Source organism: Thalassolituus sp. UBA2009, assembly GCF_002335285.1.
Classification (GTDB): Bacteria; Pseudomonadota; Gammaproteobacteria; order Pseudomonadales; family Oceanobacteraceae; genus Venatoribacter; species Venatoribacter alkanivorans.
On sequence record NZ_DDCJ01000099.1, the window covers coordinates 7,616 to 24,796 of the forward strand.

A 17,181-nucleotide genomic window follows, 5' to 3' on the forward strand; every position below is an offset into this window, starting at 1 on the left:
CTTTGCAGGCGGTTCAGAATCTGTTCGAACGGACGGAACAGCACTTCCAGTACCAGCGCCATAATAGAAATAAACAGCACGGCGATGCCGATGTTGATGGTCATACCGTCAGCCAGCCGTTGTTGTACGGCCAGCGCCAGGTCGGCATGGGGGATGCGCACGCCCAGCACCAGACCGGTCTGACTGCGGGCGGCAAACAGGTACTCGCCGTCTTTTTCCTGCAGCTCACTGGCGTTACTGGTCTTCAGGTTCAGCAGATTGCTGTTGTTAACGATGGTGTTTAATTCGCTGTTTTGCTCCGGGCCAACCAGATAGCGGCCGCTGCTTTGATGCAGCAGAAAAGGGCGTGTGCCCGGCGTCAGTTTGAGTTCACGTACCTGCTGACGCAGTTCATCCATAGCCCAGTCGACGGTGGCAATGCCGATCAGCTGTTGCTGATTGTCGTACATCAGCGCATCCACGGTCATGATCAGAGCTTCGGTGCCGGCGTTATCTACGTAAGGCGGGCTCCAGAAAAGATCGGCATTACGTGGCTGATCGCGCGGCCAGTCGGCAGGAATCGCCAGTCTGTACCAGGGTTGGTTAAGGTAATCGTAACGCTCGCTGCTCAGATCCCAGGTGGCCATAACATCCTGGCCGTTATGGTAGGCGTAAGGGCCAAAGTAGCGGGCATCCGGATCAATGGTGTAAGGCTCAAACCAGATGCCGCCACCCAGTGCCTGATCGAATGACTGAAAGGTGCGCACCAGTAATTTTTGCAGGACAGCGCGGACCTCTGCCGGATGTGTACGGTGATGCTGCTGCTGGTGATGCTCGCCGCTGCGTGCCAGCCCGAGAGCGGTGCGCTCCATTTGTGCGGCGGTTGCATCCAGATGGTGAACACTGGCCACAACGGCTGACATTATCTGCTGACGGTTGAACTCCAGAACGGAGTTGCTGGCGCGGCTGTTGTAATGCAGCAGCAGGGCAGTAAAGCCTGCAATCTGCAGAATGATGACACACAGAAGAATACGGTTTTTGATATTCATGTTTTACATCTTGATACCAATCTTGGGCCTGCTGACACCTGAGCCTGTTGAATCAGCGCTAAAGCCAGACTAGCAGTAACTGTGCGGCTTGCGTAGCGTCAATTCTGACACTATTCACAATAAGATGCCCGCCCGTCAGCACTGAAAGGGCTTTAAATTCAGCCGCATGCAGATAACTGGCACGTGTGGCCACATCTGAACCTGTGTCCGGCTGCTGCAGAAGAGGAACAATTGCTCCCTTTACAACCAGACAATTGTTACACCGGGACAAAATAATTAAGGCGAGCGGGCAGGGTTTCCTATATAGTACGCCCCCCTTAAGAAAACCGACGAGTCGGGCCTAGCCGTGTGAGCAGTAGAGTGCGAACCAGAACGGCCAAGCCCTTCCTCTACTACACAGGTACAATATGACCGATTCTACTCCTACAGGCTTTGCGAGCCTGGGTTTACCTTTTTCTATTCTTCGTACTCTGGAAGAGCTGGGCTACGAAGCTCCGTCTCCGATTCAGGCCGAAAGTATTCCCCCACTGCTGGAAGGCAAAGACGTTCTGGGCATGGCTCAGACCGGTACCGGTAAAACCGCTGCCTTCGCACTGCCACTGCTGAGCCGCACCCAGGCTGATTTTAATTCGCCACAGGTTCTGTGTCTGGCGCCTACCCGTGAGCTGGCACAACAGGTGGCTGAAGCCATCAAAACCTACAGCAAATACATTCCGGGTATTGGTGTTACTGCTATTTATGGTGGTTCCGATTACGGCAGCCAGCTGCGTGAACTGAAGCGTGGTCCGCAGTGGGTTGTGGGTACTCCGGGTCGTGTAATGGATCACCTGCGTCGCGGCACCCTGAACCTGGCCGATATTAAAGCCGTGGTTCTGGACGAAGCCGACGAAATGCTGCGCATGGGCTTTATCGACGACGTGAACTGGATTCTGGAACACACGCCGCGTACCCGTCAGGTGGCTCTGTTCTCCGCGACTATGCCGCGTGAAATTCAGCGCGTTGCTGAAACTCACCTGAAAGATCCGGTTGAAGTAAAAATTCAGACCAAAACCACCACCAACGATAAAATTCGTCAGCGTTACTGGTTTGTTGCCGGTGCTCATAAAAATGATGCACTGCTGCGTATTGCCGAAACTGAAGAATTTGACGCCATGATGGTGTTTGTCCGCACCAAACAGGCAACTGAAGAAGTCGCTGATTTTATGCAGGCTAACGGCTTTAAATGTTCACCATTAAACGGTGACATTCCACAGGCGCTGCGTGAAAAAGCGGTAGAAAAACTGAAAGCCGGTCAGCTCGATATTATTGTTGCGACCGACGTTGCGGCCCGTGGTCTGGACGTTGAACGTATCAGCCACGTAATCAACTACGATATTCCGCAGGATACCGAATCCTACGTTCACCGTATTGGCCGTACCGGTCGTGCGGGCCGTAATGGTGAAGCCATTGTGTTTGTTCGTGGCCGTGAAAAACGCATGCTGCGTGACATCGAAAAAGCGACCCGTCAGAGCATTGAAGAAATGCCACTGCCGACCGCCAAAATGGTTAACGAAAAACGCCGTGAACGCTTCCAGGCACAGATTCTGGACGCCATTCACCCAGAGCGTAATAACCAGTACCGCGAAATGATTGAGACCATTCTCAGTCAGAACCCGGTCGATGCGCTGGACGTTGCTGCCGCACTGGCTGCTCTGCTGCAGGGTGAAAAATCACTGTTTATTAATGAGCAGACTGATGCCCGTATGGCTGATGCCCGTGAGCGTGAACTGCGTAACGAAAGCCGCAGTGAGCGTCCGTCCCGTGACCGTGATTCCCGTGGTGATTCACGCGAGCGTGGCCCGCGCAGCAAGGCACTGCCGGAAGAGCGTCCGAAGCCATTAAAAGGTCACCCGGAAGTGGAAATGACCCGTTATATGGTTGGCATTGGTTATGACGACGGCCTGAAGCCGGGTAACCTGGTTGGCGCGGTTGCTAACGAAGCGGACCTCGACAGTGATTACATCGGCCATATCGAAATTTTTGATAATTTCGCCGTGATCGATTTACCGGAAGGTATGCCGGCCCCGACCATGGGTAAACTGCGTAAAGCACGCGTTTGTGGTCGTCCGCTGGAAATTAAAGTCTATAAAGAGTCTGAAGTACCGCAGGGTGGCGCTGGTGCTCCGCGCCGTGCTCCGCGTCGTACCGAAGGCCAGAAAGACGGTTTCGCCAAGAAACCACACCGCGGCAAGCCACGCGATAACGGCGCTCCGGCACCGGGTACCCGTGCTCCACGTAAGCGTCGCGAAGCTTAATTAAGACTGCGCAACGTTAATAAAAAAACCGGCCACTGGCCGGTTTTTTTTATATCTGCCAATATTTCCTGCGTCAGTATTTTTCCTCACGGCAATATTTTTTCTGTAGAAATAAAAAGCCCCGGCAAAGCCGGGGAAAAGGACAGACGAAATTGTGCGGATGATCAGTGGCTGATCATCCATGGCCGCATGCCGGGGAACATCTTATTGCCGTCAGCGGTATACATCAGATTACTGCGGCGTTTAGGCTCGCAGCCGCAACCATTACGATGTTTATGCTGATGGCGCGCCAGCTTTTCCTGTTCACGTTCGTGATACTGGCTGCTGGTCATAACCTCCGGTGCATGCTGCGCTTTTTCGTTACGCTCCATGGCTTCTTTGGTTTCTTTCAGCATTCTGGCCAGCTGTGGCGGCAGCATGATAATGCGCGCCGACAGCGTCTGGCAGTGTGGACAGGCGGCTGGCTGATCATGCTTTTCCATGCTCGCCAGTTCCTGAAACACACCATGCTGCGGACATTTGTAGTCATACAGTGGCATATGCGGCTTCCTCCTTATTTAAGATCCGGAGCTTTCGGAATATCAACTGAACCATCCAGATGTTTAACCGGCCCGTTGGCATTCGGCTGGATATCAAATTCAAAAATATCCGTCGGCAACCACAGGGTGGCGCAGGAGTTCGGAATATCCACCACGCCACTGATATGGCCCTGAATCGGCGCACAGCCAATAATCGCGTAACCCTGTGCTTCGCTGTAGCCAAACTGGGTGAGGTATTTAATCGCATTCAGACAGGCCTGGCGGTAAGCAATACTGGTATCCAGATAATGCTGTTTGCCATTTTCATCCACCGAAATACCTTCAAAGATCAGGTAGTCATCGTATTTCGGTACCATCGGGCTCGGTTTGAAAATCGGATTTTTAATCTGATATTTGGCCATACCGTCTTTAATCAGATTAACCCGCATATGAATCCAGCCAGCCATTTCGATGGCACCACAGAAGGTGATTTCACCATCACCCTGGCTGAAGTGCAGATCGCCAACGGATAAACCGGCACCGTCAACATACACCGGGAAGTACACTTTGGCTCCGCGGGTTAAATCTTTAATGTCGCAGTTACCACCGTGTTCACGCGGAGGTACGGTACGGGCACCTTCTGCCGCAGCGGAATTACGCTCGTCGCCTTTCATACGGCCCATATGTGCAGTTTCTGCATACGGCAGGCAGGCGAGTTGCGGTGTTCTTTCCGGGTCGGTATCAAACAGTTCTTTTTCCCGTGTGTTCCACATATCCAGCATGTCGCGGGATGGCAGGCAACCGATCAGGCCTGGATGCAGAATACCGGCGAACTCGACACCGGGAACATGACGGGACTTGGTATAAATACCGTTAAAATCCCAGATGGATTTCTGCGCTTCCGGAAAATGATTATCCAGAAAACCGCCGCCGTTCTGTTTGGAGAAGAAGCCGTTAAAGCCCCATTGCTGTTCAGCAAAGGCGCCGATATCGAGAATGTCGACTTCCAGCAGATCGCCGGGTTCGGCGCCTTCTACGGCAATCGGACCCGAAAGGAAATGCACCTTGGTCAGGTCAACGTCACGGACATCGGAGGCGTCATCGTTATTTTCAATTTGTCCGCCGGTCCAGTCGAAACACTCAACAATAAAATCATCGCCCGGTTTTACCGTAGCAACCATCGGAATATCCGGGTGCCAGCGGTTGTGCACATTGTCGTGCTCATAAGCGGATTTATTCAGATCAATCTTGATGATGGTATCAGTCATGGTTTGCTCCTTGAGTGGCCTTAACAGCCTCTTGGTTCAGCGTATTACCGCAAATTGGAAAACGCCGGTTAAAGTTTTTATGCCTGTCGGCGATGTGCTGAACAGGCGTCATGCACATTCTTTTAAACGGATAAATAACGGCTGATGGTTGCCTGGTCGGCCTCGGCGACCGGAACGTCGAGCACAATGGCGCCTTTTTCAATCACCAGAATGCGGTCGGCAATATCAAGGGCGAAGCTCAGCACCTGCTCGGATACCAGAATGGATAAATTGCGCTGAGTGCGGATCTGTTTCAGCGTGCGTGCCATTTCTTTAATAATGGATGGCTGGATACCTTCAGTTGGTTCGTCGAGCAGTAACACGCTGGGATTGCTTGCCAGAGCGCGGGCAATGGCCAACTGCTGTTGTTGGCCGCCGGATAAATTACCGCCACGACGGTTTTTCATTTCGTCCAGAACGGGAAATAAGCTGTACAGATCGGAAGGAATCTTGCGTTCACCTGTGCTGGTCAATCCGGTTTCGATATTTTCAGATACCGTCATGGTGGAGAAAATCATCCGCCCCTGCGGTACAAAACCAATACCGGCACCAACGCGCTCGTGACTTTTCAGGCCGGATAATTCTTTGCCCGCCAGTGTCAGGCTGCCTTCTTTACTGGGAATCATGCCGATTAATGATTTCATCAGCGTGGTTTTACCCATGCCGTTACGGCCAAGAATGGCAACAATTTCTTTGGGTTTAATACTCAGGTTCAGATTGCGGATAACATCACTCTGACCATAGGCAACGCTGTAATCGGATACTTGAAACATAAAATAACTCCGCTTTTAAGATCAGTGACCGAGGTAAACTTCGATGACTTTAGGATCGGATTGCACCCGCTCCATGGAACCTTCTGACAGAACCTGGCCCTGATGCAGTACCGTTACCCGGTCGGCGATATCGGCGACAAACTGCATGTCGTGTTCAATAACCAGCACCGAGCGGTCTTTGGTAATACGCTGCAATAATTCGGCGGTCTGTTTGCGTTCCGATACCGACATACCGGCTACGGGTTCATCCAGCATTAACAGCTCCGGGTCCTGAATCAGCAGCATGCCGATTTCCAGCCATTGCTTCTGGCCGTGGCTGAGCAGGTCGGCGTTCATATCGAGCTTGTCACCCAGGAAAATCATGTCGGCAATTTCTTTAACCTTGGCGACTACTTCAGTGTCGCGGCGAAAGGTCAGTGCACCCCAGACATTACGGCCACGGGGAAAAGAGAGTTCGAGGTTTTCGAATACCGTAAGGTCTTCATAAATAGACGGGTTCTGGAATTTACGCCCGACACCGGCATGCACGATCTGGTGTTCATTCAAACGGGTCAGCTCCGTGCCCTTGAATTTAATTGAGCCTTCAGTGGCTTTTGTACGTCCGCAGATTAAGTCCAGTACCGTGGTTTTACCGGCCCCGTTTGGGCCGATAATGACGCGGATTTCCTGTTCTTCGACATACAGCGATAAATCGTTTACTGCTTTAAAACCGTCGAAAGAAACTGTCAGACCTTCAATACTCAGCACAAATTCTTTTTGCGGAATGGATTTATTGGTTTCCAGCATGGCTGTACTCCTTGTCTGCAGAATTGGTTGTGGTTGCGGTTTTGCCGGCTTCAAGACTGACGACCTGAGACTGGCTGGCAGCCGGTGCGGGTTTTCTGAAACGCTGCAGGCGTGGTTCAACGTAGGTCTGATAAAGACCTGCCAGGCCATTAGGGAAAGCCATTACTACGCCGATAAACAGCGCGCCCATGGCAAACAGCCATAACTCGGGGAAAGATTCTGAAAAACTGGTTTTGGCCCAGTTCACCAGTAAGGTTCCGTAAACCGCACCCAGAATCGACAGGCGGCCACCAACGGCGCAGAAGATAACCATTTCAATGGAAGGCACGATGCCGACAAACGAAGGTGACATAAAGCCAACCTGCAGGGTAAACATGGCTCCGCCAATGGCAGAAAACACAGCGGCAACGCAGTAGATAAAAATCTTAAAGCTGGACACGTCGTAACCGGAAAAACGCACACGGTCTTCACGTTCACGCATGGCAACCAGTAACCGGCCAAGTTTGCTTTTGATAATGTAGCGTGCAGCAATCAGGCAGCCGATCAGCAGGAACGCATTAATAAAATACAGAATGTATTTGGCGCTGTCGGTGCGGATATCCCAGCCGTGCAGTGTGCGTAAATCGGTAATGCCGTTAACGCCGCCGGTATAGCCCTGCTGACCGATAATTAAAATTGTCAGAATAGCGGCAATGGCCTGAGTAATAATGGCAAAGTACACACCGCTGACCCGGCGTTTAAACATTGCCACGCCAATGATAAATGCGAACAGGGCTGGCACCAGAACAACGGCCAGTAAAGTAAAACCAAAACTGTGGAAAGGTTCCCAGAACCATGGCAAAGCAGTCAGCTGATTCCAGTCCATAAAATCAGGAATTCCCGGTGTTGACTGAATAGCCGTATGCTCAGGTGAAGATGCTTCCAGCTTCAGAAACATCGCCATGCAATAACCACCCAGGCCAAAGAATACACCCTGACCCAGGCTGAGAATGCCGCCATAACCCCAGCATAAAACCAGACCCAGTGCGACAAAGGCATAGGTTAAATATTTACCTACCAGATTCAGGCGGAAAATATCCATCGCCAGTGGCATAACGACTAACAATATAACGGCGAGAATCAGTAAATGACTGAGCTGATAACGCCCGATAAAATCTTTGATTTTTGTCATAACAAACTCCTAGCGGCGGATTTTCAGAGAGAACAGACCCTGTGGACGCAGCATCAGAATGCCAACCACGGTCAGAAGGGTAAGAACTTTGGCTGTCGAGCCGCTGAGGAAAAATTCCATCGTCGACTGCGCCTGTGAAATGGTAAATGCGGAGGCAACAGTACCAATCAGGCTGGATGCACCACCGAACACAACGACCAGGAATGTATCGACAATATAAAGCTGGCCGGAGGTCGGACCGGTCGAACCGATCATGGTGAAGGCAGAACCGGCGATACCGGCAATACCGCAACCGAGAGCGAAGGTCATGCGATCGACTTTTTCGGTATTAATACCGACTGCGGCGGCCATCGGGCGATTCTGTACGACCGCGCGGGTTTGTTTGCCGAGGCGGGATTTCTGCATCATTAAGGCAACACCAACGGTGATGACAATGGTCAGGCCCATAACGAATAAACCGTTAATCGGAATTTCAATGCTGTCGTTCAGTGCGTAAGAACCCATCAGCCAGTCAGGCAGGGTGACACCGACCTCACGGGCACCAAATACGCTGCGATACAATTGCTGCAAAATCAGGCTCAGACCCCAGGTAGCCAGCAGGGTATCCAGCGGACGCTTATACAGGTGGCGGATAATCGCCCATTCGACCAGGGCGCCAAGGGCGGCGGTGACGATAAAGGCAAATATCATTGCGATAAAAAAGTAACTGCCATAAATGGATGGCAGATATTCGGCAAACAGGGTTGAGGTAAGGTAGGTAACGTAGGCACCGAGAATCATAAATTCGCCGTGCGCCATATTAATAACGCCCATCTGGCCGAAAATAATGGCAAGACCCAGCGCCATCAGTACAAATACAGAAAATAAAATCAGCCCGGCAAACCCCTGCATGGCAAAGATCGAGGTCAGCTCGGTCATGGTGTAATCAGCAAACATAATGAATTCTCCGGTGAATAAAGCGGATAAGCAGCGGCCCGCAGGCCGCTTAATGTCTTACTTGTAACCGGCTGGGAATGGGTCTGGTTCGATCAGGTCTTTGGTTTCGTACACAATTTTGTACTGACCATCAGCCTGGGCATTACCAATGCGGGTTTTTGACCATAAGTGATGGTTTTCATGAACCCGTACATAACCTTCCGGAGCGGTTTTCAGTTCAATGCCCGGAGAGGCCGCACGAACTTTATCGATATCAAAGGAACCGGCTTTTTCAACGGCGGCTTTCCACAGCCATGGGCCAAGGTAGGCTGCCTGGGTTACGTCACCAATAACGATGTCTTTGCCCCAGCGTTCTTTAAAGGCTTTAACAAAGTTTTTGTTGTTGTCGTTGGTCAGGCTCTGGAAGTATTTCATCGAGGCGTAAGCACCTTCGATGTTTTCACCACCAATGCCCAGAATCTCGTCTTCGGTAACGGAGATAGTCAGTACCAATGGTGTTTCTTTGGTCATATCAATACCGGCGGCTTTCAGCTGCTTATAAAACGCAACGTTGGAACCACCCACGACTGAGGCAAAGATCACGTCCGGTTTTTTCAGCTTGATCTTGTTGATGACCGAGTTGAACTGGGTGTGACCCAGCGGGTAATACTCTTCGCCACTGACTTTCAGGCCGAGTTTGTCGATATGCTTACGCGCGATTTTGTTGGAGGTACGTGGCCAGATGTAATCTGAGCCGAGCAGGAAGAAAGATTTAGCCCCTTTTTCTTTTACTACCCAGTCGATACCGGCAAGAATCTGCTGGGTTGCTTCCTGGCCGGTATAAATAACGTTAGGGGATTGTTCCAGACCTTCATAAAAGGTCGGGTAATACAACATGCCGTTATACTGTTCGAAAATCGGCAGTACGGCTTTACGTGATGCTGAGGTCCAGCAGCCAAATACTGCTGCGACTTTATCGTTAATCAGCAGTTTCTTTGATTTCTCAGCAAAGGTCGGCCAGTCACTGGCGCCATCTTCCTGAATAAATTCGATTTTACGGCCCAGCACACCGCCCATGGCGTTGATTTGTTCGATGGCCAGCTTTTCTGCCTGCACCGAACCGGTCTCACTGATGGCCATGGTGCCGGTTACTGAGTGCAGAATACCGACCTTTACAGTTTTATCGGTAACGGCCAGACCAGTGCTGTTAGCACTGTCTGCATAAGCTGGCAGGCTGGCATTGGCGAGCATAACGGCTGCAGGTATTGCCAGCAGGTTCTGTAAAAAACGACGGCGGACGCTGCCGTTAAAAGGTTTGGATTTGGAGTGCATAGTCAGGCCTCTTGATGACTGATTGAGTACGTTTTTGAGTTGAACTTAAGCCTGCTCAGAATGCGTCAGTGGGCTTCCTGTAAGAATTCGCCGATTGCTCCAGTCACCTACGTCATTTGACGCATAGCAGTTGGCATGGGATGTGATTAGAGTCCTGAGGCCTGAGAGGAAGAGCCTGCGGGCCGGCACAAGATGGATTTTTCTGCGCTTAAGCAGGTGTTGTGGACAGGATGTCTTTCTATCGGCGTCACCGCGGTGGCGACAGGTCAGCTGACAATAAGCTGAGAGAGGCAGAACAGACTATGTCTGAGCAAGTGGTGTACAAAACCCGGCGCAGTTACAACCGCTGGGTAGCAAACCAGACACTGGAAGATTACGCCCTGCGCTTTACCGCCAAAAAGGCGCGGCGCTGGTCGGCCGCGCGTGTTTCCAATACGGCGCTGGGAGCCATTTCTTTTCTAGCGCTCGAAGCCATCGGTGCGGCAATTACGCTGATGTACGGTTTTAACAGCGCCGTCAGCGCCATTATGGTGGTGTCTGCCATTATCTTCCTGACCGCCATACCTATCAGTTACTACGCCGCCCGCTATGGCGTAGACATTGATTTACTCAGCCGTGGGGCAGGGTTTGGTTATATTGGTTCGACCATTACCTCGCTGATTTATGCCTCGTTTACCTTTATCTTTTTTGCGCTGGAATCGGCCATTATGGCCTCCGCTATGGAGATATTATTCGGCCTGCCGCTGGCGGCAGGCTATCTGCTCAGCGCACTGATTGTGATTCCGCTGGTGACCCATGGCATTACCTTTATCAGCCGTTTTCAGCTCTGGAGTCAGCCATTGTGGCTGGTGCTGCAGTTGCTGCCGTTTATCTTTATTCTCTGGCACGAGTGGTCCGCCGCAGAGCAGTGGATTGCGTTTCCCGGTATTGGCAACCGCACAGAAGGTGCACCGGAAAGTGGCGGAAAATTTAATCTGATCTACTTTGGTGCAGCCTCGGCGGTGGTTTTTTCACTGATTGCGCAAATCGGTGAGCAGGTCGATTTTTTACGCTTTCTGCCGGAGCCAGAACCCCGGCATAAACTGCGCTGGTGGCTGGCCCTGATTGGTGGCGGTCCGGGCTGGATTCTGGTGGGCGCACTGAAAATTCTGGCAGGTTCTTTTTTAGCGGTGCTGGCGGTGCAGCATGGGTTATCGGTGCTTGATGCCGCAGATCCAACCCAAATGTACCGCGTTGCTTTCGGCTATATCAGCGATTCGCCCATGGCCGTACTGGCATTGACCGGCATCTTCGTCATTCTCTGTCAGGTAAAAATTAACGTAACCAACGCGTATGCCGGCTCTATCGCCTGGTCGAATTTCTTTTCGCGCTTAACGCACAGCCATCCGGGCCGGGTGGTCTGGCTGGTGTTTAATGTGATGATTGCGTTACTGTTGATGGTGTTGGGAGTTTACCAATCGCTGGAACATATTCTGGGGATTTATTCCAACGTCGCTGTGGCCTGGGTGGGTGCATTGGTCGCCGATCTGATTATTAATAAACCTTTGGGGTTAAGTCCCAAGCACATTGAATTTAAGCGGGCCTATTTATACGACATTAATCCGGTCGGTTTCGGTGCTATGTTGTTGGCGTCGCTGGTTGGCATTGTTTGCTATGTCGGCGTTCTGGGCGAACTGCCGCAGGCTTTATCGCCTTATCTGGCACTGGCAACGGCATTTATTACTTCGCCCTTATTGGCCATTATTACCCGTGGCCGCTTTTATCTGGCGCGCGAGATTATTCCCCTGGCACCTGCTGTTGCCGCAGAACCGGTACAGTGCGTGGTGTGTGACAACCATTTTGACAGTGAAGATATTGCCAGCTGTCCGGCCTATAAAGGCCATATCTGCTCTTTATGCTGTACGCTGGAATCCCGTTGCCACGATCAATGCAAAGATAAAGCGCGCTTAAGTGAGCAGATGCAAACTCTGCTGGAAACTCTGTTGCCGGTCTGGCTGGTGCAAAAAATGAATCCGCGCCTGATGCAGTTCAGCGGTTTATTGTTATTAATTGCCGGTATTGTCGCGGTGTTGTTCTGGCTGGTGTATGTGCAGGTGCCCGCTGCCGATTCCGGTCAGCATCTGGTCGGGGCAACATTAATACAGGTGTACCTGTTATTACTGATTATTGTCGGTGTATTAATCTGGCTGTTTGTTCTGGCGAATGAAAGCCGGCAGTTTGCGCTGGATGAATCGGTACGGCAGACGGAATTATTAACCCGTGAGATTACCGCCCACGAAGCAACCGACCGGGCATTGCAGCAGGCTAAAGAATTAGCTGAGGCTGCGAACCAGGCCAAGAGCCGCTACCTGGGCGGTATCAGCCATGAATTGCGCAGCCCGCTGAACTCCATCCTGGGTTATGCGCAATTGCTGGAAAAAGACAGCCAGTTACTGCCAGGACAGCGTAATAAAATCAGCCTTATCCGTCGCAGTGGTGACCATCTGGCGGATCTGATTGAAGGCTTGCTGGATATTTCCAGAATTGAAGCCGGGCGTCTGGAAATCCGCCGGGATGAAGTCGCCATCGGTCATTTATTACAGGAACTGGTAGATATGTTCCGCCTGCAGGCAGAAAGCAAAGGCGTGGAGTTTATTTATCTTCCCTGTGCTCATTTGCCGGACATGGTCGCCACCGATGAAAAACACCTGCGCCAGATTCTGATTAATCTGTTATCCAATGCGGTTAAATTTACTCAGCAGGGTTCGGTGACACTGGCGGTGCGTTATCGCAGTCAGGTCGCGGAATTTACCGTCAGCGATACCGGTTTTGGTATCGAAGCGGCCGAATGCAAACGCATATTCCAGCCCTTTGAGCGCATCCGTAAACCCGGTCTGCCACAAATGCCGGGTACAGGCCTTGGCCTGACCATCAGTCAGTTATTGGCCGATATTATGGGGGGCGAAATTACCCTCAGCAGCGAACCGGGTAAGGGCAGCGTATTCCGCTTGTCGATGATGCTTTCCAGTCTGGCTAAATCCAGCTCGCGCACGTTACCGGCGCAACAGATCAGCGGCTTAAAAGGCGCGCAAAAAACGGTGATGGTGGTCGATGATGATGCCTCGCACCGGGGTCTGATCAGCGAAATATTAACGCCGCTGGGATTTGTGGTGTTGGAAGCGCCGGATGGTTTTTCCTGTCTGGAATCGTTTGCCGATGCCGGGGTGGATGTTTTCTTGCTGGATATCTCCATGCCGGGAATGACCGGCTGGGAATTATTGCGGCAGTTACGCAACCGGGGCGTTAAAACGCCGGTGATTATGGTGTCGGCGGATGCCGAAGATCGTCAATCGGCGGCGAATCAGGGTGGGGCAGCCTCAGTTACAGAACAATTAAACGACGCCTATCTGATTAAACCCATCCGTGATCAGGCACTGCTGGATAAAATCGCAAGCGTGTTGGAACTGGAATGGTATTACGACCGTGAAGTGATCAGCAGCGAGCGCTCTGTGGCGACTGCGGCTGACAGCCTTAACTGGCGGAATATTCCGCCAGCGGAGGCGCGTGAGCTACAGGCAATGGCCGAAATTGGTTATATCGGCGGAATTGAACTGGTATTGCAACGTATGGCCAATGCCGGAGCTGACGAGCGCTGCATTAACCAGTTGCGCGAATATGTACGCAATTATCAGTTTGCGTCTGTTATTTCCATCAGCCAGAAGGTACTTGCCAATGATCCGGGCTGAAAGCAAAGGGCTGGTATTAATCGCCGATGATACCGCCGAATCGTTAACCATGCTGAATGAAGCACTCAGTGGTGCCGGTTACACCGTATTGGTGGCGATGGACGGCATGCAGGCATTGAATATTGCAGAACGAATGGCACCGGATTTAATTCTGCTGGATGCCATTATGCCGAATATGGATGGCTTTGAAGCCTGTAAAGCGTTAAAGGACAACGCCGATTTACAGGATATTCCTGTTATTTTTATGACAGGGCTGAGTGACAGCGAACACGTTGTGCGCGGTTTAGAATGCGGCGGTGTGGATTATCTGACCAAGCCGGTCAGACTGAATGAATTACTCGCCCGTGCGCAGGTGCATATTAATAATGCACGTAAAACCCAGAGTGCCCGTGGTGCATTAAATGAATTGGCACAGCCGGCATTTTCCTGCTCACTGCACGGTGAAATACTGTGGTGTACCCAGCGTGCTCAGGAATTACTGGCAGCACTGAATTACAACGGTGATGCCTTCGCGCAGGCATTGCAGCAGCAGGCAATCGGCTGGCTGAGCCGCGCGCCGCAAAAACACAGCCAGTTTAAACTACAGCTGGGTGAACAGACGCTGACCTTACGCTTGCTGGGGCAGCCTTATCCGGGAGAATTTTTACTGCGCCTGATGGATGAAGATGACACCTTACTGTGTCAGGACTTACGTCAGCAGTTTGGCCTTACCGAGCGTGAATCAGAAGTGCTTTTGTGGCTGGCGCGGGGAAAAAGCAATCAGGATATTGGCCAGATTCTGACCATGAGCCCGCGTACGGTGAACAAACATCTGGAGCAGGTGTTCCGTAAACTGGGAGTAGAAAACCGCACCTCGGCGGCGGCGGTCAGCCTTGGAGTACTGGCGGTTAACCATTAGCAGGCTGTTGATTTCCTATCTGCGTTGCCACAGCAGTGTTAAAAACCGACTCAAAATGCTCATTTACGACCTGTAAACTGCGCTTTTTCGCCGGTTTTTGCCTTGCATTGACTGCCTCGAAAACGAAAATCAACGGCTCTGTTAGAGAGTGAATTAACAGGCCCTGAACTGTCACCAGGCTTCGAGTTCGGCCAGCATAAATTCCAGTACGTCATGCACGCGTTTTTTTCCGGCATTCTGACGTAACAGCACCATGGCATGTACCTGGCTGGCGAGAAAACGTGAGGCGGTCAGCGGGTCACGCGGGCGGCTGAGCTCGTTATTATCAATGGCCTGCTGCAGGGCTTTCTTCAGGCTTTCTTCCTGGCGGCGCAGGCCGTTTTTAATCAGGTTCAGACTTTCTTCATGTAATTGTCCTGCATTCAGGCTGGCGTTCAGCAGCATACAACCGGCACTGGCCTGATCGTGCTGCAGTTGCTGCTGTATCAGGCGGAAGTAAGCAATGATGGCGGTTTTTCCCTGCTGTTCCTGCAGTGGCCGCAGCATACGGTTAAAAATATTATCGGTATAAAGCACCAGTGCCTGATGGAAAAAATCTTGTTTATTGCCAAAGGTCTGATACAGGCTGTAGCGGTTAACCCCGAGTTTCTGCACCAGATTTTCCATCGATAGCTGGCGGAATCCTTCACGCCAGAACAGCAGCATGGCCTGATGCAGTACCTGAGCGGGATCGAATGACTTGGTTCTGGCCATTAAATTACCTGTATGTTCTGAAGATTGCCGGCAGGATCAGGCAGCTAAGCGAATTCTTTCTTGACTGATCATTCTGATATTGGCTAGTGTAATCCAGAATGGTCATTCTGAAAATAAAAGAGTCTGATCCGCTAACCCGTCAATCAAGGAATCCGTATGAAACTGTACAGCGCCAATATGGCACCCAATCCGCGTCGCAGCCGTATGGCTCTGGCAGAAAAGGGCATTACCGGTGTCGAGGTGATTAATATCGATCTTGCCGGAGGCGAGAACCTGAAGCCTGAATTCCGCGAACGTAACCGTCTTGCGAAAGTACCGGTACTGGAGCTTGATGACGGCACCTGTATTGCTGAAACCGCAGCCATATACCGTTATCTGGAAGAAATTCAGCCGGAACCGAATCTGATGGGGCGCGATGCCAAAGAGAAAGCGCTGATTGAGATGTGGGATCGCCGCCTCGACAACGCCTTATTAATGCCGATTGGCCATTGCTTCCAGCATACGACCGGCTTTTTTAAAGACCGTATGACACCGGTTGCCGCCTGGGGCGAAGAAGCCGGTAAGCTGGCGGCTGCGTTCTTACCCATTCTGGAACAGCAGCTGCAAAAGCATGAATTTGTGGCGGGTGATCACTTCTCTGTGGCAGACATCACGGCTCTTTGCTCGCTGGAGTTCGGTAAGGTGATTCAGTTGCGTATTACCGAAGATTTTCCGGCTATTCAGCGCTGGCACGCGCAAATGAAAGCGCGTCCGTCCTATACTGCATAACAGTCTCAGTCCGCCGGGCAGCCGCCTGGCGGATTACCATTGCGCAGGGAGGTTGTTATGAATACCGATCTTAATATTTGTCTGGTGGTGGCCAGCCATCGTGCCAATTCACAAAGTCGCCGTATTGCCGATTATATGAATCAGCATTTTCTGGCCGGTAAGGCGAGTCTGATTGACCTTTATCAGAGTAAGCTGCCACTCTGGGATGGCGAGCCACTGGCAGCGGGCAGTACAGAAGAACAGGACGTGGCTCAGGTAAAAGCCCGTGCCGAAGCCGCCGATGCTTTTGTATTTATCGTGCCGGAATGGCACGGCATGGTGCCGGCCGGACTGAAAAATTTTCTGCTCTGGTGCGGGATGAAAGAACTGGCGCATAAACCGGTATTACTGGTCGGTGTATCGGCTTCGGCCGGTGGCGCTTTTGTGATTGCCGAGTTACGCCACAGCGGCTATAAAAACTCGCGCCTGTTATATCTGCCTGAGCATCTGCTGCTGCGTGATGTGAATGACCTCTGGATGGGCCAGGAAGGGCGTATGAGTGATGTTTATCTGGAAAAGCGCACCCGTTACGCGCTGGACTTACTGATGACCTACACCGAAGCCCTGAAACCGGTACGTGACAGACTGTGTTCAGGACTGGCGGATTTTTCAAACGGTATGTCGTAAACAATAGCGGCCAGCGGTTGCTGACAACGTGCGGACTAGAGTTCACGGACGGACTAGAGCGCACGGACTAAAGAGCGCGGATATACTGCTCTAAGTTGTCCAGCAGCTGGCCCTGTTCCTCCGGGCGCCACTGCAGACGGATATGCCACTCCTGTTCACCGTCGAACGACACGAAAAATGACATGCCGTCGTCGTACGGCAGAAATGAATAACCCAGAAATACCCAGCTTTCCCCAACGGCGTGCAG

The 17,181-nt window shown here is 51.7% G+C and carries 16 protein-coding genes; 5 read left to right on the forward strand and 11 right to left on the reverse strand.

Annotated features, from left to right (window positions below):
• Window positions 1-1,028: PDC sensor domain-containing protein (locus B3P58_RS12130; protein WP_286717754.1), on the reverse strand; the 1,028-nt coding region annotated here is incomplete at its 3' end.
• Window positions 1,029-1,435: 407 nt separating this feature from the next.
• Between B3P58_RS12130 and B3P58_RS12135 the strand changes: the two genes are divergently transcribed.
• A complete protein-coding gene (locus B3P58_RS12135) occupies window positions 1,436-3,322 on the forward strand; it encodes a DEAD/DEAH box helicase (RefSeq protein ID WP_145465983.1) in 1,887 nt (628 codons plus the stop codon).
• Here the strand turns inward: B3P58_RS12135 and B3P58_RS12140 are convergent, their stop codons facing one another.
• From B3P58_RS12140 to urtA, 8 genes are all read right to left on the reverse strand, one after another.
• The gene (locus tag B3P58_RS12140) at window positions 3,323-3,505 is read right to left on the reverse strand and encodes a hypothetical protein (RefSeq protein WP_286717756.1); all 183 of its coding nucleotides are present in this window, start codon (window positions 3,503-3,505) and stop codon (window positions 3,323-3,325) included.
• Window positions 3,487-3,861 (reverse strand): zinc ribbon domain-containing protein, encoded by a 375-nt coding sequence (locus B3P58_RS12145; protein WP_145465981.1) that lies wholly within the window; start codon window positions 3,859-3,861, stop codon window positions 3,487-3,489. The genes B3P58_RS12140 and B3P58_RS12145 overlap by 19 nt, the downstream gene beginning before the upstream one ends.
• 14 nt (window positions 3,862-3,875) lie before the next feature.
• Complete coding sequence (fmdA, locus tag B3P58_RS12150) at window positions 3,876-5,108, reverse strand: formamidase (protein ID WP_145465980.1); 1,233 nt, start codon at window positions 5,106-5,108, stop codon at window positions 3,876-3,878.
• Window positions 5,109-5,230: 122 nt separating this feature from the next.
• The gene (gene urtE, locus B3P58_RS12155; RefSeq protein ID WP_145465979.1) at window positions 5,231-5,920 is read right to left on the reverse strand and encodes an urea ABC transporter ATP-binding subunit UrtE; all 690 of its coding nucleotides are present in this window, start codon (window positions 5,918-5,920) and stop codon (window positions 5,231-5,233) included.
• Between the two features lie 21 nt (window positions 5,921-5,941).
• The gene (gene urtD, locus B3P58_RS12160) at window positions 5,942-6,706 is read right to left on the reverse strand and encodes an urea ABC transporter ATP-binding protein UrtD (protein WP_145465978.1); all 765 of its coding nucleotides are present in this window, start codon (window positions 6,704-6,706) and stop codon (window positions 5,942-5,944) included.
• The gene (gene urtC / locus B3P58_RS12165) at window positions 6,690-7,877 is read right to left on the reverse strand and encodes an urea ABC transporter permease subunit UrtC (RefSeq protein ID WP_145465977.1); all 1,188 of its coding nucleotides are present in this window, start codon (window positions 7,875-7,877) and stop codon (window positions 6,690-6,692) included. Before urtC ends, urtD begins: the two co-directional genes overlap by 17 nt.
• A 9-nt stretch (window positions 7,878-7,886) precedes the next feature.
• Complete coding sequence (gene urtB, locus B3P58_RS12170) at window positions 7,887-8,813, reverse strand: urea ABC transporter permease subunit UrtB (RefSeq protein ID WP_145465976.1); 927 nt, start codon at window positions 8,811-8,813, stop codon at window positions 7,887-7,889.
• Window positions 8,814-8,870: 57 nt separating this feature from the next.
• Window positions 8,871-10,124, reverse strand: coding sequence for an urea ABC transporter substrate-binding protein (gene urtA, locus B3P58_RS12175; protein WP_286717761.1), 1,254 nt, complete (start codon window positions 10,122-10,124; stop codon window positions 8,871-8,873).
• 302 nt (window positions 10,125-10,426) lie between these two features.
• On the opposite strand from urtA, the gene B3P58_RS12180 reads away from it, so the two are divergent.
• Together B3P58_RS12180 and B3P58_RS12185 are read left to right on the forward strand one after the other, a co-directional pair.
• A complete protein-coding gene (locus B3P58_RS12180; RefSeq protein WP_286717763.1) occupies window positions 10,427-13,849 on the forward strand; it encodes a hybrid sensor histidine kinase/response regulator in 3,423 nt (1,140 codons plus the stop codon).
• Complete coding sequence (locus B3P58_RS12185) at window positions 13,836-14,747, forward strand: response regulator transcription factor (protein WP_286717765.1); 912 nt, start codon at window positions 13,836-13,838, stop codon at window positions 14,745-14,747. The genes B3P58_RS12180 and B3P58_RS12185 overlap by 14 nt, the downstream gene beginning before the upstream one ends.
• Window positions 14,748-14,918: 171 nt before the next feature.
• On the opposite strand, the gene B3P58_RS12190 is transcribed toward B3P58_RS12185, so the two are convergent.
• On the reverse strand, window positions 14,919-15,500 hold the full coding sequence (locus tag B3P58_RS12190) for a TetR/AcrR family transcriptional regulator (RefSeq protein WP_145465972.1): 582 nt from the start codon (window positions 15,498-15,500) through the stop codon (window positions 14,919-14,921).
• Between the two features lie 156 nt (window positions 15,501-15,656).
• Here B3P58_RS12190 and B3P58_RS12195 point away from each other — a divergent pair, with 156 nt between their 5' ends.
• Window positions 15,657-16,268 carry a glutathione S-transferase family protein gene (locus B3P58_RS12195; RefSeq protein ID WP_145465971.1) on the forward strand — a complete coding sequence of 204 codons (612 nt, stop codon included), beginning with the start codon at window positions 15,657-15,659 and terminating at the stop codon, window positions 16,266-16,268.
• A gap of 57 nt (window positions 16,269-16,325) precedes the next feature.
• Window positions 16,326-16,934 (forward strand): NADPH-dependent FMN reductase, encoded by a 609-nt coding sequence (locus B3P58_RS12200; protein WP_286717768.1) that lies wholly within the window; start codon window positions 16,326-16,328, stop codon window positions 16,932-16,934.
• Window positions 16,935-17,001: 67 nt separating this feature from the next.
• On the opposite strand, the gene B3P58_RS12205 is transcribed toward B3P58_RS12200, so the two are convergent.
• Window positions 17,002-17,181, reverse strand: a 180-nt coding sequence (locus B3P58_RS12205) for a DUF3601 domain-containing protein (RefSeq protein ID WP_286717770.1), incomplete at its 5' end; no start/stop codon positions are given.

Coding starts and splice junctions, on each gene's coding strand:
- B3P58_RS12135 (WP_145465983.1), top strand. CDS start 1,436: ATGACCGATTCTACTCCTACAGGCTTTGCGAGCCTGGGTTTACCTTTT.
- B3P58_RS12140 (WP_286717756.1), bottom strand. CDS start 3,505: ATGGATGATCAGCCACTGATCATCCGCACAATTTCGTCTGTCCTTTTC.
- B3P58_RS12145 (WP_145465981.1), bottom strand. CDS start 3,861: ATGCCACTGTATGACTACAAATGTCCGCAGCATGGTGTGTTTCAGGAA.
- fmdA (WP_145465980.1), bottom strand. CDS start 5,108: ATGACTGATACCATCATCAAGATTGATCTGAATAAATCCGCTTATGAG.
- urtE (WP_145465979.1), bottom strand. CDS start 5,920: ATGTTTCAAGTATCCGATTACAGCGTTGCCTATGGTCAGAGTGATGTT.
- urtD (WP_145465978.1), bottom strand. CDS start 6,706: ATGCTGGAAACCAATAAATCCATTCCGCAAAAAGAATTTGTGCTGAGT.
- urtC (WP_145465977.1), bottom strand. CDS start 7,877: ATGACAAAAATCAAAGATTTTATCGGGCGTTATCAGCTCAGTCATTTA.
- urtB (WP_145465976.1), bottom strand. CDS start 8,813: ATGTTTGCTGATTACACCATGACCGAGCTGACCTCGATCTTTGCCATG.
- urtA (WP_286717761.1), bottom strand. CDS start 10,124: ATGCACTCCAAATCCAAACCTTTTAACGGCAGCGTCCGCCGTCGTTTT.
- B3P58_RS12180 (WP_286717763.1), top strand. CDS start 10,427: ATGTCTGAGCAAGTGGTGTACAAAACCCGGCGCAGTTACAACCGCTGG.
- B3P58_RS12185 (WP_286717765.1), top strand. CDS start 13,836: ATGATCCGGGCTGAAAGCAAAGGGCTGGTATTAATCGCCGATGATACC.
- B3P58_RS12190 (WP_145465972.1), bottom strand. CDS start 15,500: ATGGCCAGAACCAAGTCATTCGATCCCGCTCAGGTACTGCATCAGGCC.
- B3P58_RS12195 (WP_145465971.1), top strand. CDS start 15,657: ATGAAACTGTACAGCGCCAATATGGCACCCAATCCGCGTCGCAGCCGT.
- B3P58_RS12200 (WP_286717768.1), top strand. CDS start 16,326: ATGAATACCGATCTTAATATTTGTCTGGTGGTGGCCAGCCATCGTGCC.